Source organism: Streptomyces sp. NPDC050161 (assembly GCF_044460025.1).
GTDB lineage: Bacteria > Actinomycetota > Actinomycetes > Streptomycetales > Streptomycetaceae > Streptomyces.
In genome coordinates this window covers 101,628-124,106 of record NZ_JBITJM010000016.1, presented here as the reverse complement: position 1 = coordinate 124,106, position 22,479 = coordinate 101,628, and the positions used below count along the sequence as shown (strand labels likewise).

22 protein-coding genes are annotated in these 22,479 nt (G+C 71.6%); 15 read left to right on the top strand and 7 right to left on the bottom strand.

From position 1 onward, the window contains the following. Positions 1-20 precede the first annotated feature (20 nt). On the top strand, positions 21-602 hold the full coding sequence (locus tag ACIBK8_RS24750) for a TetR/AcrR family transcriptional regulator (protein ID WP_399044035.1): 582 nt from the start codon (positions 21-23) through the stop codon (positions 600-602). Here the strand turns inward: ACIBK8_RS24750 and ACIBK8_RS24745 are convergent, their stop codons facing one another. The 3 genes from ACIBK8_RS24745 to ACIBK8_RS24735 form a co-directional block, all read right to left on the bottom strand. Further along, positions 603-1,724 (bottom strand): amidinotransferase, encoded by a 1,122-nt coding sequence (locus ACIBK8_RS24745; RefSeq protein WP_399044034.1) that lies wholly within the window; start codon positions 1,722-1,724, stop codon positions 603-605. It abuts the gene before it with no gap. A 13-nt stretch (positions 1,725-1,737) separates the two neighbouring features. Beyond that, positions 1,738-2,064 carry a plasmid stabilization protein gene (locus ACIBK8_RS24740; RefSeq protein WP_399044033.1) on the bottom strand — a complete coding sequence of 109 codons (327 nt, stop codon included), beginning with the start codon at positions 2,062-2,064 and terminating at the stop codon, positions 1,738-1,740. A 183-nt stretch (positions 2,065-2,247) separates the two neighbouring features. After that, positions 2,248-3,198, bottom strand: coding sequence for a TetR/AcrR family transcriptional regulator C-terminal domain-containing protein (locus tag ACIBK8_RS24735; RefSeq protein WP_399044032.1), 951 nt, complete (start codon positions 3,196-3,198; stop codon positions 2,248-2,250). A 197-nt stretch (positions 3,199-3,395) separates the two neighbouring features. On the opposite strand from ACIBK8_RS24735, the gene ACIBK8_RS24730 reads away from it, so the two are divergent. Both ACIBK8_RS24730 and ACIBK8_RS24725 read left to right on the top strand, forming a co-directional pair. Then, positions 3,396-4,505, top strand: coding sequence for an FAD-dependent monooxygenase (locus ACIBK8_RS24730; RefSeq protein WP_399044031.1), 1,110 nt, complete (start codon positions 3,396-3,398; stop codon positions 4,503-4,505). Positions 4,506-4,640: 135 nt separating this feature from the next. Beyond that, positions 4,641-5,780 carry a lipase gene (locus ACIBK8_RS24725; RefSeq protein WP_399044100.1) on the top strand — a complete coding sequence of 380 codons (1,140 nt, stop codon included), beginning with the start codon at positions 4,641-4,643 and terminating at the stop codon, positions 5,778-5,780. 85 nt (positions 5,781-5,865) lie between these two features. Here ACIBK8_RS24725 and ACIBK8_RS24720 read toward each other — a convergent pair whose 3' ends face one another. Continuing rightward, positions 5,866-6,771, bottom strand: a complete 906-nt coding sequence (locus ACIBK8_RS24720) for an SDR family oxidoreductase (protein ID WP_399044030.1) — start codon at positions 6,769-6,771, stop codon at positions 5,866-5,868. A gap of 124 nt (positions 6,772-6,895) precedes the next feature. Between ACIBK8_RS24720 and ACIBK8_RS24715 the strand changes: the two genes are divergently transcribed. Together ACIBK8_RS24715 and ACIBK8_RS24710 are read left to right on the top strand one after the other, a co-directional pair. Beyond that, positions 6,896-7,459, top strand: coding sequence for a TetR/AcrR family transcriptional regulator (locus tag ACIBK8_RS24715; protein ID WP_399044029.1), 564 nt, complete (start codon positions 6,896-6,898; stop codon positions 7,457-7,459). Between the two features lie 238 nt (positions 7,460-7,697). Then, positions 7,698-8,198: a GNAT family N-acetyltransferase gene (locus tag ACIBK8_RS24710; protein ID WP_399044028.1), complete on the top strand. Its 501-nt coding sequence runs from the start codon at positions 7,698-7,700 to the stop codon at positions 8,196-8,198. Between the two features lie 30 nt (positions 8,199-8,228). Here ACIBK8_RS24710 and ACIBK8_RS24705 read toward each other — a convergent pair whose 3' ends face one another. Beyond that, a complete protein-coding gene (locus ACIBK8_RS24705) occupies positions 8,229-8,579 on the bottom strand; it encodes a hypothetical protein (RefSeq protein ID WP_399044027.1) in 351 nt (116 codons plus the stop codon). A gap of 207 nt (positions 8,580-8,786) precedes the next feature. Between ACIBK8_RS24705 and ACIBK8_RS24700 the strand changes: the two genes are divergently transcribed. The 5 genes from ACIBK8_RS24700 (at position 8,787) to ACIBK8_RS24680 (ending at position 15,104) form a co-directional block, all read left to right on the top strand. Beyond that, a complete protein-coding gene (locus ACIBK8_RS24700) occupies positions 8,787-10,100 on the top strand; it encodes a phytase (RefSeq protein ID WP_399044026.1) in 1,314 nt (437 codons plus the stop codon). A 610-nt stretch (positions 10,101-10,710) separates the two neighbouring features. Continuing rightward, positions 10,711-11,982 carry an amidohydrolase family protein gene (locus ACIBK8_RS24695; RefSeq protein ID WP_399044025.1) on the top strand — a complete coding sequence of 424 codons (1,272 nt, stop codon included), beginning with the start codon at positions 10,711-10,713 and terminating at the stop codon, positions 11,980-11,982. A 51-nt stretch (positions 11,983-12,033) separates the two neighbouring features. Beyond that, positions 12,034-13,338: an amidohydrolase gene (locus tag ACIBK8_RS24690; protein WP_399044024.1), complete on the top strand. Its 1,305-nt coding sequence runs from the start codon at positions 12,034-12,036 to the stop codon at positions 13,336-13,338. Between the two features lie 117 nt (positions 13,339-13,455). Beyond that, positions 13,456-14,364 carry a transcriptional regulator CynR gene (gene cynR, locus ACIBK8_RS24685; protein WP_399044023.1) on the top strand — a complete coding sequence of 303 codons (909 nt, stop codon included), beginning with the start codon at positions 13,456-13,458 and terminating at the stop codon, positions 14,362-14,364. Positions 14,365-14,453: 89 nt separating this feature from the next. Next, entirely contained in the window at positions 14,454-15,104 is a 651-nt protein-coding gene (locus ACIBK8_RS24680; RefSeq protein WP_399044022.1) for a GntR family transcriptional regulator, read from the top strand. 38 nt (positions 15,105-15,142) lie between these two features. On the opposite strand, the gene ACIBK8_RS24675 is transcribed toward ACIBK8_RS24680, so the two are convergent. Continuing rightward, complete coding sequence (locus ACIBK8_RS24675; RefSeq protein WP_399044021.1) at positions 15,143-15,643, bottom strand: response regulator transcription factor; 501 nt, start codon at positions 15,641-15,643, stop codon at positions 15,143-15,145. A 245-nt stretch (positions 15,644-15,888) separates the two neighbouring features. Here ACIBK8_RS24675 and ACIBK8_RS24670 point away from each other — a divergent pair, with 245 nt between their 5' ends. Next, a complete protein-coding gene (locus ACIBK8_RS24670) occupies positions 15,889-16,317 on the top strand; it encodes a VOC family protein (protein ID WP_399044020.1) in 429 nt (142 codons plus the stop codon). 7 nt (positions 16,318-16,324) lie between these two features. Here ACIBK8_RS24670 and ACIBK8_RS24665 read toward each other — a convergent pair whose 3' ends face one another. Continuing rightward, positions 16,325-17,212 carry a helix-turn-helix transcriptional regulator gene (locus ACIBK8_RS24665; RefSeq protein WP_399044019.1) on the bottom strand — a complete coding sequence of 296 codons (888 nt, stop codon included), beginning with the start codon at positions 17,210-17,212 and terminating at the stop codon, positions 16,325-16,327. A 211-nt stretch (positions 17,213-17,423) separates the two neighbouring features. Here ACIBK8_RS24665 and ACIBK8_RS24660 point away from each other — a divergent pair, with 211 nt between their 5' ends. The 4 genes from ACIBK8_RS24660 to ACIBK8_RS24645 all read left to right on the top strand — a co-directional run bounded on the left by ACIBK8_RS24660 (position 17,424) and on the right by ACIBK8_RS24645 (position 22,128). Then, a complete protein-coding gene (locus tag ACIBK8_RS24660) occupies positions 17,424-18,626 on the top strand; it encodes an MFS transporter (protein WP_399044018.1) in 1,203 nt (400 codons plus the stop codon). A gap of 55 nt (positions 18,627-18,681) precedes the next feature. After that, positions 18,682-19,095: a cupin domain-containing protein gene (locus tag ACIBK8_RS24655; protein WP_399044017.1), complete on the top strand. Its 414-nt coding sequence runs from the start codon at positions 18,682-18,684 to the stop codon at positions 19,093-19,095. 273 nt (positions 19,096-19,368) lie between these two features. Continuing rightward, a complete protein-coding gene (locus ACIBK8_RS24650; RefSeq protein WP_399044016.1) occupies positions 19,369-20,817 on the top strand; it encodes an FG-GAP and VCBS repeat-containing protein in 1,449 nt (482 codons plus the stop codon). 261 nt (positions 20,818-21,078) lie between these two features. Further along, entirely contained in the window at positions 21,079-22,128 is a 1,050-nt protein-coding gene (locus ACIBK8_RS24645; protein ID WP_399044015.1) for a Rieske 2Fe-2S domain-containing protein, read from the top strand. The last annotated feature ends 351 nt before the right edge of the window (positions 22,129-22,479 follow it).

Below are 22,479 nucleotides of genomic sequence, written 5' to 3'. Positions count from 1 at the left end.
AACATGAGAGGGTGTGAACCATGTCGCAAGCGAGTGCGTACCACCACGGCAATCTGCGCGCCGCCTGCCTGCGCGCCGCGCGAGAGCTGCTTGAGGAAGACGGCAGCGCCGGACTGTCCCTGCGGGCGGTGGCGCGGCGGGCCGGCGTATCGGCGACGGCCCCCTACCGCCACTACGCGGACCGCGACGCACTCGTCTCCGCGGTCGCGGCGGAGGGCTACCGCGAACTCGCCGGGCAGCTGGCCGCGGCGCACCCCGCGCCCACGACGCCCGACGATCTCGCCGCGGTCGCCGTCGCCTACGTGCGCTTCGCGCTCGACCACCCCGCGCTGTTCCGGGCGATGTTCGCGGAGCCCTGCGACCCGGACAACGAGGACCGGGTCCAGGCGACGGCCGCCATCTCCGCGTACGTCCACCACACCGTCCGCAACGCCTTCCCCGGCGCCGACCCGGACGCCCTGTCGACCACGGTGTGGGCCCTCGTTCACGGCCTGGCGTTCCTGCACCTCGACGGCAAACTCGACACCTCCACCCCGGAGGCGGTCGCCGGGCAGGTCCGCAGCGCCGTGCGCGCGCTGTTCACCGCCGCGGCGACGGTGTAATCAAGGGAAATAGGACTGGAGCGTGCCGCGGCGTCGGATATCGAGCGTTGCGCAGTGGAACGAGCCGCCGAACGGCGCGTAGTGCAGCAGGTCGCAGGGGATCGGCTCGAACCCCCAATTTTCGAGTGCGCGCAGCATGCCGGTGTGATGCCGCTCCGCGATCACCCGTTTTTCGTCGATCATGAGAATGTTCATGCTGAGCCATTTCCCGCACAACGACGTGGTCCTGAGCAAAGGCTCGTCGATCGGGTCGGGCTCGGGGGCGATCAGGACGTCCCACGAACTCAGAATGTCGGGCAGCCGGTTGACATCGACGTATTCCGGATTGACCAGCACCTTTCCTGGCGAGAGCAAGAGAAATGTCGTATCGATGTGCATCGGCGTGCGACAGCGGCTCTCGATCTCGTGAATGCGATAGCCGGTCCCGAGGTGGCGGCGCAGCCATTCGATGCCCAGGCGATTGGTGACGTTGCTCCGCGTGACGAACACATCGCGTCCGGCGCGCACAAAATCCGCCGCGTCGAAGACCGGCTCGAACTCGGTGAGGATGTAGCGCATGGGCTCACCGGCCTCGGGAGGCCGGAAATCCTTCTCGAACAGTGCGTCCGTGAGCTGCGGTTGGGGTGCCGCCGCCCAGCGTGCGCCGCGCCGGAAGTAGTCCTTGATGATCGCTCGGTACGAATGGGCCTCGAAATACCGGCACGGCCAGGCCATCGGGGTCTCGATGATCTCGTCGCCGATCACGAGCAGGCTGTCCCGCGGGCAGGTGTTGGAGAATCCGCGCGACGACCAGTCGGGAGTGCTGAAGGATTTCCGGTGGTCGACGGCGTCCGGGCGCATGACCGTGATGCCGAGGGACCGCAGGAGAGCGATGAAGCGGTCGAGTTCGTGCTGCGCCGGCTCGATCATCCGGCGCGGATACCTGAAGCCGGAGGCGAGTCCCTGCAACCGTGCCGCCCACGGTGGGATGTTGCAGGCCACGACCGGATGGCTGGAAGGAACCGTCGCGCCTTCGAGGCGTCCGACGATGATCTCCTCCAGCGGATCCCACTCGTTGTGGGAATTGACCGGGGAACCGAGAGGTTTCCCGGCGTTACCGATCGTGTCCGATGGCCCCGACATGAAAAGAACCGCGTCAGCGGCCGACGGCCTTGCGCAGTTGCTCCTTGTTCATGTTCGAGCGCCCCTCGACGTTCTTCCGCTTGGCCTCTTCGTACAGTTGGTCGCGGGTGGGGCTCTGCGGTCCGCGGTGGGAACGTTCGCCGCCGCGCTGCGCAGCGGATTTCGGATCGCGGAGGGAAACCTCGCTCGCGGTCCTCGATTCGCCGGAGCGGGCACGTTCCTTGTTGACGGTGCGCGCGGCGATTTCCTTGGCGCGGCGTTCGGACGTGCCGCGCTCTTCGGCCTGTTCCTTGATGTGCTCGTACTGCCGCTCGCGCTTCCTGTTCGATCCTGCGGGCATGAGGTGACTCCTGTGATCGGGGAGGCCGTACGCCGCCCGGTGAGCGGTGCGGGGCCTCGTTGCCGCTGCGGTGCTCGCTCCCACCGCGGCTGCCTGCCGTGACCAGGCCCCTCGTCCACTGTGCGGCAGGCACCGAAGGGGCGCGACCGCTCCCCCGGCCCGGCAGGCGGCGCTGCGACCGGCTCAGGCTTTCGCCGACTCCTTCCGCCCTTCGACGATGCCGGCGAAGCCGTCGAGGAGCGGTCGAAGGCCGAACTCGAACAGTGCGTCGAGGTTCAGGTCGTAGCCGTCAGCGAAGCCCGTGACGACCCGGGTGAACACGGGGTACCGGCCCGACTCGGTGATCGCTCGCATCGATGCGGCCTGGCGTTCCATCCACTCATCTTCGGTGAGCCCCGTGGCGGCCTCGGCCTGCGCCTCGCGCTCCAGGTTGACCGCGAGGCCCTGGATGTAGCTGTACAGCAGCACGTGCAGGTCGAACATGGTCACCGGGTCGAGGCCGTGACGGTCCAGCGTGCTGAGCATCCACTCGCCGTGCACCATCAGGTTCGGCAGCATCAAGGGACGGTTGAGCGGACCGATGTGGGCCAGCCAGGGGTGCTTGCGGTTCAGCTGCCACAGGGTGCGCGCGCCCAGCTCCAGGCGGGCCCGCCAGCCCTCGGGCCCGGGGGCCGGATAGGTCAGCTCACCGTAGGCGGCGTCGGCCATCAGCAGGACGAGTTCGTCCTTGCTGCCGACGTAGCGGTACGGAGACATGGCGGCCACGCCCAGGCGGGCGGCGACACCGCGCATGGAGAGTGCGGAGAGCCCCTCGGCGTCGGCGATCTCGATGGCGGCGCGGATGATCCCCTCCTGGGTCAGTTCCTGATCTCCGGGGAGGGGCGTGCGCCGCTTCGGGCGTGCGGGTGCCGGGTGCCCTGCGACGAGCGTGGCGGCGCGCGGGCGGGTTTCCACCAGCCCTTCCATCCGCAGTGCGGTCAGCGCCTTGGTGGCGGTGGCCAGTGCGACGCCCCAGTCCTTGGAGAGCTGTCGCGTCGACGGGATCCGGTCGCCCGGGGCGAGTTCGCCGTCCCGGATGCGGCGCCGGATGTCGGCGACGATGCGCGCGTAGGGCGGCTCGGAAACCTCGGCCATGCTGTGCCCCTTCTTCGGTCGCCCCGTTTTTGTGAATCTTCTCAGGCCCGTACGGGCTGTACTAGTGCAGAGCCTAGCAGCGACGACAGCCGTTTCGGCCCTATCTGACCTAGTACAGCCGACAGTTGAGACGGTTGTCCGGCCCTTCAAATACGCCGTACATTCAGTCGCGTACAGCGTATGAAAGGGGTATTCACATGAAGACGGTCCTCATCTCCGGCGGCGGAATCGCCGGATCCGCACTCGCGCACCTGCTGCACAGGCGCGGCCTCGCACCCGTGGTCGTGGAGCGCGCCCCCGGCCTGCGCCGAGGCGGTCAGGCCGTAGACGTCCGCGGTGTCGCACTCGACGTCGTCGACGGCATGGGCCTGCTGGAACAGGCCCGCGGGATGCGCACCCGGATGCGCGGAATGTCGGTACTCGACCCGGACGGCAACGAGATCGACCGCTCCACCGAGGCGACCTTCAGCAGTGGCCGGCTCGACAGCGCCGACATCGAGCTGCTGCGGGACGATCTGGTCCACCTGCTGCACGAGCACACGCGCCAGGACGTCGAGTACGTCTTCGGCGACAGCATCACGGCGCTCAGCGAGGGCGCGGACGGTGTGCGTGCCGACTTCGCGCACGGTCCCTCCCGCACCTTCGATCTGGTGGTGGGCGCCGACGGGCTGCACTCGACGGTCCGGCGTCTTGTGTTCGGCCCGGAAGAGCGCTTCGCCCACCATCTGGGCAGCTATGTATCGGTGTTCGGCGCGGACAACTTCCTGGCGCTGGACAACTGGCAGCTGTGGCTCCAGGACGGCGACGCGGGATTCGGCATCATGCCGGTACGCGACAACGCGGAACTGCGGATCGCCTTCGGCTTCCACTCCGGCCCGCTCGACGGCGACCACCGCGACACCGAGTGGCTCCGCGGGCTGGTCACCGACAAGCTCGCCGCGCTGCGCTGGGAGCCGACGAGGCTGGCGAAGGCCGCTGCCGAAGCGCCCGACTTCTTCTGTGACGCGATGGCCCAGATCCGGATGGATCACTGGACGCGGGGCCGGTTCGCGCTGCTCGGGGACGCGGGCTACTGCGCCTCCCCGCTGTCGGGACAGGGGACGAGTCTGGCCTTGGTCGGTGCCCGCGTACTCGCCGACGAACTGGGCAGGGCGGGCGACGGCCACCGCGGCGCGTTCAACCGCTACGAGGCGCGCATGCGGCCGTTCGTCGCGCTCAACCAGGCCCTGGCGACGGAGAATCCGGACGGCCCTGCCTCCGAGGAGTCGGTGGCGCGGGCCAAGAACGCCATCGCGCTGGACGGTTGAGGACGCGGGCGGACGCCGGCTCCGGGCACGGCGGACGCGGCGGGGGCGGTGCAGGCGGGTCGATTGTCATCGAAGGGCGGTGATCAGTAGGTTCGTTGCGGCAGTGAACCAGGGGTGGGAGTGGTGACGGTGACGATGCGGACGGTTCCGCTGGTGGGCGGGCCGGTGGAGGTGCGGGGCGCGCTGGACCTGGAGGTCACGGAGGCGGGGGTGATGCCGCGCCGGCTGCCCGCGTGGACCAAGGAGCAGTACCAGGACCCGTCGGCCTACGGGGTGACCGTGATGCCTTCGGGGGTGCGGCTGGTGTTCCGTACCGATGCGCGTGAGCTGGAGTTCGAGATGCTCACCTCCACGGGACAGCTCGATACGGACCCCGCGCCCCGGCCGACCGGGATGCTGGATCTGCTGGTGGACGGCGCTCCGGCCGGGCGTCGGCAGGCGCCGCTCGGCAACGTGCTGCGGATGGCGGGGCCCGGTGCCGCGCAGCGGCTGATCCCCGGCGAGCCGGGGACCGTACGGTTCACCGGGCTGCCGGCCGGCATGAAGAGCATCGAGCTGTGGCTGCCGCAGCAGACCCCCACGGAACTGGTGGCGCTGCGCGCGGACGGCGAGGTGCTGGCGCCGCTGCCGGACGGGCGGCGCCGCTGGGTGCACCACGGCAGTTCCCTCAGCCACTGCATCGAGGCCGACGGCCCGACCGGCACCTGGCCGGTGGTGGCGGCCGGACTCGGCGGGGCCGAGGTGATCAACCTCAGCCAGGCGGGCAACGCGATGCTCGACCCCTACATCGCCCGGACGATCCGCGACATGCCCGCCGACCTGATCAGCCTCAAGGTGGGCATCAACATCGTGAGCCTGGCCGCCTTCCGGCTACGGACGTTCGGCCCGGCGGTGCACGGATTCCTCGACACGATCCGGGACGGGCACCCGGACACCCCGCTCCTGCTGGTGTCCCCGGTGAGCTGTCCGGCGTTCGAGGAGACCCCGGGCCCGACCGCGACGGGCCCGGACGGCAAGGTCATCGCCCTGGGCGACCCGGCGGATGTGGCGGGCGGGGCGCTGACCCTGGCGGTGGTCCGTGCCGAACTCGCCCGGATCGTGACGGCCCGGCAGGCCCACGACCCCCACCTCCACCACCTCGACGGCCGCGAACTGCTCGGCCCGGACGAGACGGACGACCTGCCCGACGGCCTGCACCCCACCGCCGCCGCCTACCACCGGATGGGCAAGCGCTTCGCCGCCCACGCCTTCACACCCGACGGTCCGTTCCGCTGAACGGCCGCCACCCGCCGCGCGGTTGGCGCTCTCCGTCGGCCGGATCGCGAACGCGGCGGGCGGCGGGCTCAGACGGACCGCGGCCTCAGACGGCCCGAGTGCGGAAGTAGTGGCCGCCTTCGAGGTCCTCGATGAGGCCGGGGCCCGTCGGCTGCCAGCCCAGCAGTTCGCGCGTCAGCTCGTTGGACGCCGGGATGTCGGCGCCGAAGAAGCGGCCCAGCCAGCCGAAGTGCGCGTCCGCCTCCTCCGCGGGGACGGACGTCACCGGCAGGTCGAGGTGGCGGCCGATCACCTCCGCGAGGGTGCGGATCGGCAGGCCCTCCTCGGCGGTGCCGTGCAGCACCGATCCGGCCGGGGCGCTCTCCAGTGCCAGCCGGAACAGCCGCGCGGCATCGAGCCGGTAGACCGCGGGCCAGCGGCCTGACCCGTCACCGACATAGCCGGAGACGCCCTTCTCCCGCGCGATCTCTATCAGCCTCGGGACGAAGCCGTGATCGCCCTCGTCGTGGACCGATGCGCCAAGACGCACGAGGGACGACCGCACGCCGCGCTCGGCGAGTTCGAGCACCGCCCGCGCGCCGGCGTCCCGGGGGCCCGCGGACGAACCGGGTCCTGGCCGGTCCCGCTCGGTCGCCAACCGCCCCTGGGCGACCCCGATCAGTCCGGAGGCGACGACGAGGGGGCGGCCGGAGCCCCCCAGCACGCCGCCGATGGCCTCGATGGCGCGCAGGTCGGTCTTGGCGGCGTCATCGAAGTCCGCGAAGTCGTGGATGAAGGCGAGGTGCACGACCCCGTCGGCCGCGGCGGCGCCCGCGCGCAGGCTGTCCAGGTCATCGAGGGCACCGCGGTGCACCTCGGCTCCGGCGGCGGCGACCTTCTCGGCCGAGGCGTCCGAGCGGGCGAGTCCGACGACCTGGTGGCCGGCGCGGAGGAGTTCGGGGACGACGGCGGAACCGATGAAACCGGACGCGCCGGTGACGAATACACGCATCAGTGAGATCTCCATGCCAGAGGCCCGTCCGCGGCGCGGGGTTGCGCCCGGACAAGCTGATGTCAGTGACTGCCATCGCACCGTACACCTGATGTCAGGAGCTGTCATCACGTAGGATCAGGCCATGGGGCGATGGGAACCGGGCGCGCGCGAGCGGCTTGAACGGGCGGCGTTGGAGCTCTACATCGAGCTGGGCTTCGAGCGGACGACGGTGGCGGAGATCGCCCACCGCGCGGGCCTCACGGAGCGGACGTTCTTCCGCCACTTCGCCGACAAGCGCGAAGTGCTGTTCTCCGGACAGGCCGAGCTGCTCGAAACCGTCGTGAACACCATCGCCGGCGCCCCCGAGGCCACCGCCCCCATCGACGCGGCGACCGACGCCATCCGGACCGCGTCCGCCCGGTTCGAAGAGCGCCGCGAACTCTCCGGGCAGCGCCGGACCGTGATCGCCGCGAACGCCGCGCTCCGGGAACGCGAACTGCTGAAGCTCGCCTCGCTCGCCGCCGCGACGGCCGACGCGCTGCGCCGGCGCGGGGTCACGGAGCCGACCGCGAGCCTCGCCGCCGAGGCCGCGGTCGCGGTCTTCAAGGTCGCGTTCGAGCGGTGGCTCGGCGAACCCGGCGGGCGGACGCTGTCCGACCTCATCCGCGACTCCCTCGACCACCTCAAGTCCGCGACCGCAGGCTGAGAGAGCGCACCCACGCGCGCACCGGCCGCCCCTCCGAAGCGGCCGGGAACCTGCTAGGGTCACGCCATCCGTAAGCCTCCCGGCCAAACGCACCTCCGCCAGGGAGGCTTTTTCGTGCCCCGGTGGCCGTATCGCCCCGGAACCGCGCACCTCTCCGCAGGGCGCCGGCCGTTGCCGGGACCACCACCGGTCCCGGCAAGGCCCCGCCCGTGTGGCCCCGTCCCGGTGAAGGAGTTTCATGTCCGACGTATCCGTGCGCCCGGCGACCGCCGCCGACCGCCCCGTCCTGGAGCGCCTGTGGCTGATGTTCCGTCACGACCTGTCCGAGTTCCACGGTCTGCTGCCCCGCCCGGACGGCACGTTCCGCAGCGACCGGCTGGATGATGCCCTCACCCGCGGCGACTGGGCACCGTACCTCCTGACCAGCGGCGAGAGCCCCGTCGGCCTCGCGTTCGTGCGCGGTCTTCCGGGTCCGACGCGCGTGTTGAACAGCTTCTTCGTGGTGCGTGGGGCGCGGCGGACGGGGATCGGGCTGCGGGCGGTGCGAGCGGTGGTGGCCGAGCACCCCGGGCCTTGGGAAGTCGCCTTCCAGGACGAGAACGTGGCCGCGGTGCGCTTCTGGCGCCGCGTCGCCACCGCGATAGCGGGCGACGCATGGACCGAGGAGCGCAGGCCGGTGCCCGGACGGCCGGAGCTGCCGCCCGACGTCTGGATCGCGTTCGACGTCCCGGCCTGCTGAGCTACGCGGCGGGCGGCGGACCCGGCCGCTTCAGTCTCCCTGCGACCACGCGGCCACCGGGAGGGACAAGTAGACGCCGAAGTCGCTGAGTCCGGTCGCGGCGCCGATGGCGTCGTGCAGCGTATCCACGCGTTCCTGGCGGTTGGCGGCTCGGCTCTCGAACCACTTGGAGCGGACCTCGATCACGATGTCCAGGCCGCAGCGGTCCAGCGGTCCCAGCTTCCGGAAGCGGATCTCCACATCGCCCGGCTGCAGGTCACCGTCGTACGGTTCCTCGGGGCACTCCACGGCTTCGGAGACCAAGTGCGGGAGTACCGAGCCGAGTTCGTGGAGCTGGGGTTCGGCGACCGTTGGCGCGTAGGTGACTTCAATGAGCGGCATCGGACCATTTTAGGCCGGGTCGGGCGGCCGAACTCCCGGGGAGTGGTGGGCCCCCGGCAAGTGGCCGGAGCGCCGCGTGAGGTGAGGCGTCCGGCCCCGTCCGTTCACTTCGCGGACGGCTGCCGGTCGCGTTACCCGGCGGAAAGCCTTCACGGCACGGTCACACAGTGATCTCGTCATGTTCGCGACACGAAAGGACCGTTCTTCATGGCCAAGCCCCGCAGCGCCCGCCCCGCTCTCGGCCGGCTCGCCCTCGTCACGGCGCTCGCGGCGCTCACGGCGACGGTGCCACTCGGCTCCGGCGCCCAGGCGGCCACCGCGCCGCCCGCCGTGCTGCCACACGCCGAGACGCCGGCCCTGCACGACGACGAAGCGGGCGGCAACGCCGACGCCGACGACCCGGCGATCTGGCGCAACCCGGCCGACCCGGACCGCAGCCTGGTCATCGCCACCGCCAAGCAGGGCGGGCTGCGCGTGTACGACCTCGGGGCGCGCGAGGTGCAGTCCCTGCCGGCGCCCGCCGCACCCGGCCCGGACGACGCTCCGGGCCGCTTCAACAACGTCGACCTGGTGCACGGCATGCGCGTCGGAACGGGCCGCGCCGACCTGGCCGTGACCAGCGACCGCGGCACCGACCGGCTGCGCGTCTACCGCATCGACCGCGACCGCGCCAAAGGCCCGCTCACCGACGTCACCGACCCGTCGGCGCCGCCCGTCTTCTCCTCGTCCCAGCAGGAGATCAACGAGCAGCGCACCGCGTACGGCCTCGCGACGTGGCAGGACCCGTCGACGGGCCGCTCGTACGCGATCGTCAGCCAACGGGAACGGACCCGGCTCGCGCTGGTCGAGCTGACCGCGAAGCCCGGCGGCACGGTCGGCTACCGGCAGGTCCGCACGCTCGACCTGCCCGCAAAGTTCAAGCTGCCGAACGGCACTTCGTGGTCGCCGTGCGCCGAGCCCGGCGAACTGCCGCAGGTCGAGGGCATGGTCGTGGACCCGGCGAACGGCACGCTGTACGCGGGCCAGGAGGACGTCGGCATCTGGCGGCTGCGCGCCGACCTGACCGGACCGCCCCAACTGGTCGACAAGGTCCGCGAATACGGGGTGCCCGGCACGTACGACGAGGCGACCGAGAAGTGCGTGGCGGGCGCCGACCCCGGCTACGGCGGCACGCACCTGACGGCCGACGTCGAGGGCCTGACGCTGCTCGGCCAGGACGGCGGCAACGGCTATCTGCTGGCCTCCAGCCAGGGCGACCACACCTTCGCCGCGTACGACCGCGAGCGGTCCGAAGACAACGCGTACGAGGGCGGCTTCCGCGTCGCCGCCGCATCCGGCGCGCTCGACGGCTCCGAGGAGTGCGACGGCGCCGCGGTCCTGAACGAGCCGCTCGGGGACGCGTACCCGCACGGCCTGCTCGTCGTGCAGGACGGTCACGACGCGCCCGGCGACCCCGAACGGCCCTCCACCGACTTCAAGTTCGTGGATGCGGGCGACGTGCTCGACGCCGTCGACGACTGACCCGGAAGCCGGATCACACCGCCGGCTACTCGGCGAGGGCGGCGACGGCGGCCCCGGCGAGGACACGGGCGCGCTTCGATACCTGCTTGTCGCGCCCCTCACGATTGCCGGACTGCTCGTGCTTGTCGCGCTTGTTGTACTTCATGGGAACTCCAGTGGTTCTCAGAGGGTGTGCGGGGCACCGACGGCCGGAAGGGGCCGGAGTGTCGGCGTCCCTTCCGGCGGGGCATGGCCGGGGCGGGCGGGGGTCCGACCGCCGTCCTGCTCCGAGATCCATCCTGGGGCCGCAATCCGGCGGCCCCGTCGGCGTACCGGCTCCATGCGGCGGGCGGGAGGGCGGACACCGGGGGCGTCCGATCGGTTGACCCGGTGCCGCCTGCCCTGCAGCCGCACACCCCGCCTGCAAGGGCATCCGCGCATCCTGCGAGGCCGTCCGCATATTGGGATACCAAAATGCCGAAGGTGAGCGGCCGAACCGTAACGGCGCACCGCATACAGGGCGAACTCCGCGTCTCCGACAGCGATCTTCGCGCGTCCGAAGCTCTTGTCCCGCACTCGCCATTTGGTATACCAATTGACCGGTTGCCCGCCGAGCGCCCAGGAGCCCGCCATGTGTGTCGAGTCCGTTCCGCCCCCGTCCAGCCGGGTCACCCGTCGCGGCATACTCGCCGGGGCCGCCGCGCTGGCAGGGACGGCCGCCGCGCTCTCGGCGGCGCCGCGGGCCGCCGCCGCACCGGCGCGGGGCGCAGGGCACACCGGCGATCTGGTCGTCGATGGCGGCACCCTGCTCGACCCGGCGACCGGCGATGTCACCGAGGACGCCGTCGTCGTGATCCGTGCCGGTGTGGTCCGCGCCGTCGGTGCCAAGTCGCGGACCGAGGTTCCGGACGGCGTTCCGCGCCTCGACGCGCACGGCCGGTGGGTGCTGCCCGGCCTGATCGACGCGCACATCCACCTCAACACCGCCACCGAGGCGCGCGACGCCGTCCGCAAGGGCGCCACCAGCGCCCGCAGCGGCTCCACGAACTTCTACCAGGACATCGCCGTACGGGAGTTGGCCCGCCAGGCCCCCGAGCTGGCGCCCAGGCTGCGGGCCGCCGGCGTCTTCGTCACCCCCGATCTGGGCGACACGGTGCTCGCCGACCCCGACCTCACCCCGCTCGCCCGCCTGAAGGACGGCGTGCGTTCGGCCGAGGCGCTGCGCCGGGTCGTCCAGGTGAACCTCGCCCGCGGTGCGGACGTGATCAAGACGCGGGTGAACGAGCGGGCCGGGCTGCCGGAGCAGGACCCGCTGACCCAGGTCTACTCGTACGAGCAGCTGTCCGACGTCGTGGCGGCGGCGCGGCGCGGCGGCAAGGGCGTGCTGTGCCACAGCTACAGCGAGCGGGGCTGCGACGACGCGGTGCGGGCGGGGATCAGGTCCCTGGAGCACGGGGTGTTCGTCGCCGAGCGGACCCTGCACGACATGCGCCGCAGGGGTACGTACTTCACGCCGACGCTGACCGCGATCGCGGGGCTCGCCGACGCGTCCGACCCGGTGCTCGCCGAGCGCGGGCGCGCCTACCTGCCGGTCCTGAAGGACGCGGTGCGCACGGCGCACGAGTTGGGCGTACCGCTGGCTGCGGGCACGGACTCGTCGGGCGGTGAGGTCGAACCCATCGGCGGGGAAGTGGAGTTGATGCGCGCGGCAGGGCTGTCCGCGCTGGACGCGATCCGTACGGCCACGACCGGTGCCGCCCGGCTCCTCGGCCTGGAGCGGACGGCGGGGCGGCTGGCGCGCGGCTTCGCGGGAGACGTGCTCGTGGTCGACGGCGATCCGCTCGCCGACGTGTCCGTGCTGAAGAAGCCGCTCCGCGTGGTCCGCGCCGGACTGCCGCTCTGAGGCGTCTCACGCCACCTGCCCTGCCGTACCGCCACCCACCGAAGGAGTCCCATGCCGCCCTCACCCTCCGAACCTTCCCGCCGCGGTGTCCTCGCGGGGGCCGCCGCGCTCGCGGGTTCCGGCACCGTGCTGTCCGCTGCCGCCCCGTCGGCGCGGGCCGCATCCCGGGCGCGGCCGGGTCGCCCGGTGGTCTTCCGTGACGTGCGGCCCTTCGGCGCGAAGCACCCGGTGGACCTCACCGTCGTCGACGGCCGCATCACGGACGAGCGGGCCCCCGAGGACGCCGAAGTGATCGACGGCGGCGGTCGCATCGCGCTGCCTGCGCTGGTGGACGCGCACATCCACCCCGACAAGACGACGTGGGGCGGCACCTGGATGTCGCGCAAACCGGCCGACGGCATCGCCGATCTCGCGGCCCAGGACGTGGAGGTGTTCCACGGTCAGCGCAGGCCGGTCGCCGAGCGGGCGTACGGGCTGATGGCGCACGCCGTGACGCGCGGCACCCGGGCCATGCGCGCCCACGCCGACATCGCGCCCGCCTACGGCCTGACCTGCGTGGAAGGCGTCGCGCACGCCCGCGAGCGGCTCCGGCACGCGCTCGACGTCCAGATCGTGGCGTTCCCGCAGCACGGCGTCGTCCGCGCGCCCGGTACGGCGGCGCTCCTCAAGGAGGCGGCGCGCAGCGGGTCCGTCGACTTCATCGGCGGGATCGACCCGATCGGCTTCGACCAGGCACTGGACGAGCAACTTGACCTGGTGTTCGGCCTCGCGGACCGGTACGGCGTCGGCGTGGACATCCACCTGCACGACCGGGGCGAGAAGGGCCTCACGGCGCTGCGCGGCATCATCGACCGCACCCGGACCCTTTCCCTGCGGGGCAGGGTGACGGTCAGCCATGTGTTCTGCCTGCCGGGCCTGTCCGACGCCGAGCTGGCGCGGGTGGCGGGAGACCTCGGCGAGCTGGACATCGCGCTGACCACCGTGGCGCCCAGCGAGTCGCTGGTCCTGCCGATCGCCCGGCTGAAGGAGCACGGAGTGCGCGTCGGGCTCGGCTCGGACGGGGTGCGCGACGCGTGGAGCCCGTTCGGCAACGCGGACATGCTGCACCGCGCGCACCTGCTCGGCTGGGTCGACGACGTCCGCCTCGACGCGGAACTGGCGGCCTGTTACGAGGCGGGTTCGCACGGCGGCTCGGACGTCCTGCGGCTGCCCCGCGCCGACCTGTCCCCCGGTTCCCCCGCCGACTTCCTTCTCGTCCGCGGCGAGTGCCTGCCACAGGTCGTGGTGGACATGCCCGCGCGGGACCTGGTGGTGCACGGCGGCCGGGTGGTGGCCCGCGACGGCGAACTGAGGTGATCTGCGCCTGGCCCCTGCCGCCGCGACGCGCATGGCAGGGGCCCGGCGCCCTCTCCCCCGCCATCGCCGTCGGGCTCGGCGGCGGCGCCATGACCGCCGATGCCTATAGTCCGGCGTATGGGTCCGGAACTACGTCACCTCCGCTATCTGATCGCGGTGGCCGAGCAAGGCAACTTCACCCGCGCCGCCGAGGTGCTGTGCATCTCCCAGCCGACGCTGTCGCAGCAGATCAAACAGCTGGAACGGGCCGTCGGCGTCCAGCTCATCGACCGCAGCGGGCGCAGTGTCCGGCCGACCGACGCGGGTGAGGCGTACGTGCACTACGCCCGGCGCGCGCTGCGGGAGCTGGCCGCCGCCGACCGCGCGGTCCTGGACGTCGCCGACCTCTCCCGGGGGCATCTGCGCCTGGCGATGACACCCACCTTCACCGCCTACCTCCTCGGTCCTCTCGTGCGGGAGCTGCACGAGGGCTTTCCCGGCGTCACGCTGGAGGTGAGCGAGATGGCCCAGGACCGCATCGAAGCGGGCCTCCTGGCCGACGAACTCGACCTCGGCATCGCCTTCGAAAGACCCCACCCGCCCGGCATCGCCGCCACCGCGCTGTTCGCCGAGACCCTCAGCCTGGTCGCCACCGCGGACCGTCCGGGCGCCCGGGAGCGGCGGCCGATGCCGGTGCAGCAGCTCGCCGAGCAGCAACTCGCCCTGCTCAGCGCGGGCTTCGCCACCCGCGGCCACATCGACGCCTACTTCGCCCGGCACCGCGTCAGCCCGCCGATCGCGGTGGAGGCCAACACCATCCAGGCCCTCACGGAGATCGTGCGACGCACCCCCGCGCTGGCCACCGTCCTCCCCGACGCCATCACCGACGATCACCCGCACCTCACCCCCCTTCCCCTCGACCCTCCGCTGCCCACCCGCGTCGCCGCGCTGCTGCGCCGTGACAGCGCCTACCAGAGCGCCGCCGCCCGCGCCTTCACCCGGCTCGCCGGTCACGTGGTCCGCGACCGCGGCTACGCCCCGGCCTGACGGCGGCACGGCAGTACAGCGGCTCGGCAGCCGCGTCGGCCGGCGGACGGCAGGCCGGACGCGGCTCGGGCCGATGAGAGAATGAAGACATGGCAGGGTCTGGAGGGTTTGAACCCGAATCCGAGCGGGTCACCCGGCAGTTGCGCGACGAGATCATCGACGGCGTGCGCGCACCGGGCAGCAAACTGGTCGAACGGGAACTCGCCGCCGAACTGGGGGTGAGCCGGCTGCCGATCCGGGATGCCCTGAAGGCGCTGGTGTCCGAGGGGTTGGTGACGCTGCGCCCGCGGACGTGGGCCGTCGTGCGGGAGTTCGCGCCGACGGACATCGCCGACCTCGACGAGGTGCGGTCGGCCTTCGAGACGCTGGCCTTCCGGCTGGCCGCCCAGCGCCGTACCCGCGCCGGACTCGCCAGGCTGCGCGCGGACCTCGACGCCGAGCTGACCGCGGCCGGCGAGGGAGACGCCGTACGCGCCCGGCGGGCGGCGGCCGACTTCCACGAGACGGTGACCGCGCTCGCCGACAACGAGCTGCTCAACGAGCTGGAGCGCACCCTCCGCAGCCGGATGCGCTGGCTCCTGGGACAGCACGACGACCTCATGGCGATGGCGAAGGAACACGAAGACCTCTACACCGCCGTCGCCGACCGTGACGTGGCGCGGGTCGAGGAGCTGGCCACAAGGCACGTGGAGACCGGCCGCAACGCAGCCGCCGCCCGCCGGGAAAAGCCCAGGGACTGACCTCCGGATCGCACCGCCGCCCCACCGCTCCGGCCGGCCTACCCGGGCAGCAGGCACTGTTCCTTCGCGACGGCGACGGCGCCCGCGCGGGTGTCGACGCCGAGCTTGGTGTAGATCCGGCCGAGGTGGGTCTTGACGGTGGCCTCGCTGATGAAGAGCGCGCGGGCGATGTCGCGGTTGCCGAGACCGCGTGCGAGCTGCCCGAGGATGTCCCGCTCCCGGTCGGTGAGGGTCGGCCCGGCGGCGCCGCGCATCCGGTCCATCACCCGGCCTGCGACCGGCGGTGACAGCGTCGTACGGCCCTGGGCTGCGGAGCGGATCGCCGCGAACAGCCCCCCTGACCGCTCGGCCTTGAGCAGGTATCCGGTGGCGCCCGCCGCGGTCCTCTCGTCCGGGCCGAGGACCGGACCGAGTACGTACAGCAGGGCCAGGGTGACGGCGAGGGCGATGGCCCAGGGGGTGTCCGGGTGGTCCGGGTGGCGCAGCAGGAAGCGGGTCAGCGACGAGCTGAGGAGCACGAAGAACGCGATGTGCATCACGGCCGCGAGCCGGCGTGCGTCCGGGGCCGTGCCGTGCCCAGAAACGGCATTGTCCCTGCGCCCGGTTCAACACTAAAATCAGCCGGGTGACTGCCGGGTCGGCCATGGGCCATACACGAGTGAGGCGCCCGGCCTCGGCGTGAGCGCGAGGCGGGCGAGAGGCCCGCCCCCTTCTCCGTGTCTTTGCTCCCGGCGCCCGCGCGCGGCGCCTCCCACGCATCCCTGAGACCCGGAGAACCCCACTGATGTCACATGACCAGCAGTGCACCCATGCCCCCGAGCCGTCGGCGGCTTCCGTCCAGCTGAACCACACCGTCGTCCACGCCAGTGACCGGCACCTGTCGGCCGAGTTCATCGCCACGATCCTGGGTCTTGAGGTCGGCGCTCCGTTCGGGCCTTTCCTGCCCGTCGATCTCGGCAACGGCGTGACGCTCGACTACTACGAGAAGCGGGACGAGCCGATCCAGTCGCAGCACTACGCGTTCCTCGTGCCCGAAGCGCAGTTCCCCACCATGATCGCCCGGCTGGAGGCCGTCGGGGTCACATACTGCGCAGATCCCAGTCACACCGAACCCGGCCGGACCAACAACCTGTTCGGCGGTCAGGGCGCGTACTTCGCCGACCCGGACGGCCACAACATGGAGATCATGACCCGGCCGTACGTGCGTCCCTGACGGGGCGTCAGGTGGCTGCCTGCTGCGTGGGGGAACCGGCTTCTCGGGTGGCGACCCAGGAGGCGAGCAGGCGCAGTCCTTCTTCGGAGGGCGAGCCGGGTTCGGCGGTGTAGACGGTGAGGGTGAGGCCGGGTTCGGCGGCCATTTCGAGTCCTTCGAAGGCGAGGGTGAGCTCGCCGACGACCGTGTGGTGGAAGCGTTTGACCCCGGTGCCGTGATGGCGGACGTTGTGGGCACCCCAGCGGGTGCGGAACTCCTCGCTGCGGGTGGACAGTTCGCCGACGAGGTCGTGGAGGTCCTTGTCGTGGGGATTGCGGCCGGCTTCGGTGCGCAGGATGGCGACGCAGGTGTCCGCGAAGGTGTCCCAGTCGGGGTAGAAGCGGCGGGAGGCGTCGTCGAGGAAGTTGAAGCGGGCGAGGTTCGGCTGCTGGGCACTGCTGTAGACGTCGCGGTAGAGGGCGCGGGCGAGCTGGTTGGCGGCGAGCAGGTCCATGCGGCCGTTGCGGACGAAGGCGGGCCCTGCGGTGATCGCGTCCAGGGTCCATTGCAGGCTGCGGCGCGGTGCCCACTGCCCCTTGGCGCATCGGCGCCTGGGCCTGGTGAGGGCGTCGGAGCCGTCGGCGGCCCTGGCCAGGTGGAGAAGGTGGGCGCGTTCGGCGTCATCGAGCTGGAGGGCGCGGGCGATGGTTTCGAGAACGGCCGGTGAGACACCGGCGAGGTTGCCGCGTTCGAGTTTCGCGTAGTACTCGACGCTGACGTCGGCCAGGGCTGCGACCTCGCTGCGGCGCAGGCCGGGAACGCGGCGCCGGGGCCCGGCGGGCAGCCCGGCACGGTCAGGGGTGATCTTTGCTCGCCGCGAGGTGAGGAACTCGCGGACCTCTTCACGGTTGTCCACACCTCGACCGTACGTCCCACACGCCGCGGCAGGGGTGTACTGCCGGTACACCCTTCGATGATGCCTCGCTGCCCGCGCGAAAAGCCGGTTACCTGGATGACCTGGCACTTCCGCCCCGCCGCCACAGCGGCAGGCGAAGGCTCCGCGCCGTCAAGGCCCTCCGCACGCCCTGACCCACCAGCCCCCCCCGCAAGGAAGAAGAAGCACACATATGCCCTCCACTGCCGGGACCGCCTCCGGCAAGCTGCCTTTCGTTGTCAAGGTGCTCGCCGCCGGCACGTTCCTGATGGGGACCACCGAGTTCGTCATCGCCGGCCTGCTGCCGGAGATGGCCGGTGACCTCGGTGTCAGCGTCTCCCACGCCGGCCTGCTGATCACCGCTTTCGCGGTCGGAATGATCGTCGGCGGACCGGCCATGGCCATGGCCACCCTGCGCATGCCCCAGCGCCGGACCCTGATCCAGGCCCTGGCCGTCTTCGCCATCGGGCACGCCGTCGCCGCGCTGAGCGGCTCCTTCACGATCGTCCTCATCGCGCGCGTCGTCACCGCCCTGGCCACCGGAGCGTTCTGGGCCGTCGGGTTCGTCATCGCCACCGCCGCGGCGGGCCCCGGCAACTCCACCAGGGCGGTCGGCGTCATGATGGGCGGCCTGACCCTGGCCAACGTCGTCGGCGTACCGATCGGCTCCTTGGCCGGCCAGTTCACCGGCTGGCGCGGCCCTTTCTGGGCGCTGGCCGTCCTCTCCGCCCTGGCCGCCGCGTTCGTCGGCCGCTTCGTCCCCGGCGTCGAGCAGCGCGCCGAGGTGTCGGTGCGGGCCGAGGTCCGCGCTCTGCGGCAGGGTCGGCTGTGGCTGGCGCTCACCGCCGCCGTGCTGATCATGGGAGGCGTCCTGGCGACCTACACCTACATCGCCCCGCTGCTGACCGCCCGCGCCGGCCTTGCGGAAGGTGCCGTGCCGCTGGTCCTGATCGCCTTCGGTGCCGGCGCGCTGGGCGGCACCGCCATCGGCGGACGCATGGGGGATCGCCGTCCCATGGCCACGACCATCACCGCCGCCACGGCCACCGCCCTGACGCTGTTCCTGCTGGTCCCGCTGTCGAACAGCCCGGTCGCTGCCGTCGTGCTGGTCTTCGTCATGGCCCTGACCGGGTTCACCGTCAATCCGGTCGTCACCTCCCTCGCCGTCCGGTTCGCGGGCGACTCCCCCACCCTTACCTCGGCGCTGACGACCTCCGCCTACAACACCGGCATCGCCGCCGGGTCGGCCATCGCAGGCCGGGCCCTGGACTCCTCCCTGGGCCTGACCGGACCGGCCCTGGTCGGCACGGTCTCCGCCGCCCTGACCCTGCTGCCGCTCATCGCTCTCGCGCTCAGCCGTAAGCCCCGCCGGGCGCGGACCGTGGTCGCCCAGTGATCAGACCCGACGCACGCACCAAGCACCCCACGCACCAAGAAAGTGGAGAGACATCATGGAATTCATCGCGCAGCAGCCCAGCAGCAAGGCCCCGGCCGACTGGTTCACCGGTGACGTGTGGTGGGACGTCATCGTCGCCGGGCAGGAGCCGTCCCGGATGCGGGCGAACCTGGTCCGCTTCTCGCCGGGCGCTCGCACCAACTGGCACTCCCACGTCCTGGGCCAGACCCTGCACGTCACCTCGGGCATCGCCCTGATCGGCACCCGGGACGGCACCGTCCTGGAAGCCCACCCGGGCGAGACCGTCGCCTGCCCGCCCCACGAGGAACACTGGCACGGCGCCGCGCCCGACCGGTTCATGGCACACCTCGCCATGTGGGAAGGCCGAGGAGACGGCACCCCTGAAACGACCTGGGCCGAGCCGGTCACCGACCAGCAGTACAGCGGCCCCCGCACCCGCAACCAGTAGGGATCTTCCTGCTGAAATACGCCTGCGCCGGGTCGGACCGTCGCAGACCGGCCCGCGCGTACCCCGCCATCACCGGCCCCGCGGAAAAGCGGCGCGCACAGGTGCAACCGCCGGGGCGCGACACGGTGTCATGCGCCGTGAGGGCATTCCGCCCACACACCCAACTCACCACATCCCCAACCCACTTGTTCCCTTTCACCCCACTTCCCCACAACCCATCCCCACCACTCAACTCCCACTCACTCCCACTCAACTCACCTTCCAGGAGGTCGTGTGCGTAATCGCACCAGGGGCGCGATAGCAGCAGGCATCGGTGTCGTCGCCGCGGGGGCGCTCGCCGTCACCGCCGGGGCCGTCACGTCGGGCTCGTCAGGACCCGCCAAGGACCCGGAGGCCGCGGTCAAGAAGTCCGCGGTGAAGGAGGACTTCAACGGCGACGGCTACAACGACCTGGCCGTCGGGGCCCCCGGCGCATCGGGCGGGTCGGGCTACCTGGCCGTCGTCTACGGTTCGGCCCACGGTCTTGACCCCGCCACCCGCACCGTCATCGACGCCAAGATGCTCGGGATTCCGGACATCGAAGGCCGGTTCGCCGACAAGCTCGCCGCCAGGGATCTGGACGGCGACGGCGTGACGGACCTCGCCGTGCAGGCCGCGGGCGGGTCCGGGGACCGCCTGATCGCACTGTGGGGCGCCAAGGGCAAGGGGCTGAGCGCCCAGAGGGCCGTCCGGCTCCACGACGCCCAGCGGATGGCCGCCGGTGACTTCAACGGGGACGGCAAGCAGGACCTGTTCGTCACCGAGTACATGAAGGAGAACAAGGCCACCCTGCTCCAGGGCCCCTTCACCCGCGACGGCAAACCCGCCAAGGTGCAGACGCTCTCGGTGACCGAATCCGACGACGAGGCGCTCGGGCTCACCGCCGGGGACATCAACGGCGACGGCGCCGACGACGTGTTCGTGAGCCGGGCCATGGAGGAGTCGGCACGTCCCGGCGCCGTGCTCCTGGGCGGCAGGAACGGGCTGACCAAGCAGACCGGCAAGGGGCCCGAGGCGCTGCCCGCCACCCTCGGCGACTTCAACGGCGACGGCAAGGCGGACCTGGCCTACCGCGAGGCACCCGGCGGGGTCGTCGAGGGCCCGTGGACCGACTCCGGCACCGTCAAGGTGCGTTACGGCACGAAGGACGGGCTCGGCAGCCGCACCACCACCTTCACCCAGGCCACCGCGGGTGTGCCGGGCGCGAACGAGACGGGTGACGTGTTCGGTGCCTCGCTTGCCGCGGGCGATGTCGACGGCGACGGCCGCGACGAGCTGGCCGTCGGTGTGCCGGGCGAGTCCATCGGCAGCAAGCACAAGGCCGGTTCGACCGTCCTGCTCAAGGGCTCGGCCGACGGGCTGACCGGAACCGGCGCGCAGGCGTTCAGCCAGGACACCGCCGGAGTGCCGGGCGTGGCCGAGGCGGGCGACGAATTCGGCGGCAATGTACGGATGTTGGACGTCAACGGCGACGGCAAGGCCGACCTGGCCGATTCCGCGCCCGGTGAGAACGCCGGCGCCGGCGCCGTCTGGTCCGTTCCCGGCAGCGCGTCGGGCCTGGCCACCGGCAAGGCGACGTCCTTCGCACCCGGTGACCTGGGGGCGCCCGCGCCCGGGGCCACGTTCGGCGACAACTTCAACGGCTCGACGGAGTCGCCTCTTTGGGGCATCGAAGAGGACTGATCCGCTGCGGGCCGGTGGCCCGCCCCGCCGGAGCCCGAGCGGCCCCCGACCTCATGACGGCGGGGGCCGTTCGCCTGCCCGGCGGTGATTTCCGGCCGCTCCGGCCCGCCTCGACGGCCGCCGGAAATACCCCTCATACCGCGCTTCGCCGCTCTTGCCGAGCTTCGCCAACGTGCACTCATTCGGGTGAGATACGGCGCGTCGGGACGATCTCAGGATGCCGTGGGCATTCTCCAGGCGAACCGATGTGAAGGGGGCAGCATGGGACTAGCACGCGAATACGGGCGGGCCATCAGCGAGGGACCGACTCCGGCCGACGTGGCGGGAACCTTGGCCCTGCCCTACCCGAGCGGCTGGGCCGCGCTGGCGTTCTCGGACGAACTGACGCCGGGTACCGTCCTCACCAGGCCGCTGGCCGGCGAGGACGTGGTCATCTACCGGCTGAGCTCGGGGGCGGTCCGGGCCATCCGGCCGTACTGTCCGCACCTCGGCGCCCACCTCGGCCTCGCGAAGGTCGAAGGGGACGAGCTGATCTGCCCGTTCCACTTCTTCGCCTTCCGCCCCGACGGGACGTGCTCGCGGACGGCGTACGACGCCCCGCCGCCCAGGTCGCGCCTTGCGTCGCTGCCCGTACGGGAGGCGAACGGCGCTGTCTTCGTCTGGCGGCACCACGACGGCCGGGCGCCGGACTGGTCCATCCCCAACTGGCACACGATCGGCCACCGGCCCGCCCGCCACATGGCCTGGGAACTGGCAGGCAACGTCCAGGAAGTGATCGAGAACTCGGTGGATCTCGGGCACTTCGCCACCCTGCACGGCTGGTCCAAGGCCGAGATCGGCGGGCCGGTCGCGTACGCCGACGCGACGTTCCACGTCTCCATGCGGGCCCATGAATCGGCGCCCCTGGTGGGCGACTTCGTCGTCGAGGTGGAGGTGGACGGGTACGGGCTCGGCTGCCTGCACGCGGACATGTACACGCCCCGGCTCGGCCTGCGGATGTGCACGATGGTGATGCCGACGGCCATCGCGCCCAACCGCATGCAGTTCCGGCAGCTGAACCGCATCGCCTTCAGCGAACCCGCGCGGCTGCCCGCGCCGCTCGCCCGCGTGGTGAGCCGGACCGCCGCCCGGCTGCTGGACCGCACGATCTTCCGGTCCAGCTGCGAGTTCACCGCAGCCGACTTCCCGATCTGGCACCACAAGCTGTACCAGCAGCCGCCCGGTCTCGCGCACGGCGACGGTCCGATCGGCCCGTTCCGGCGCTGGGCCCAGCGGTTCTACCCGCCGCCGACGGAGCGCGAGGACGTCTGACGACCGGTCGCCCCGCTGAGCCGGAAACCCCATTGGCATACTAGTAATATTAAGTAGCTCAAATTGATGACACGGGGCTCTTTTCATATTCCCCCGGTGTGGACCATCCGGTTCAATGGTCATCAGGTGGAGAGCGGTGACGCGGATACCTGAATGACACATCGGTACGCCTTGCTCAAGGCCACCGGAAAAGAAAAGGAACAATGCATACCCGGTTCAGTCGACGCTCGTCCATGCGTTTTGCGAGTCCGTACAGGGACTTGAAAACCGCGATTTCAGGCCAGGCTCCCCCAAGCATCACACACCGCCATGAAGCGCCCGCCGAAACCTCCGGGCGCCTGGTGGGCGGGG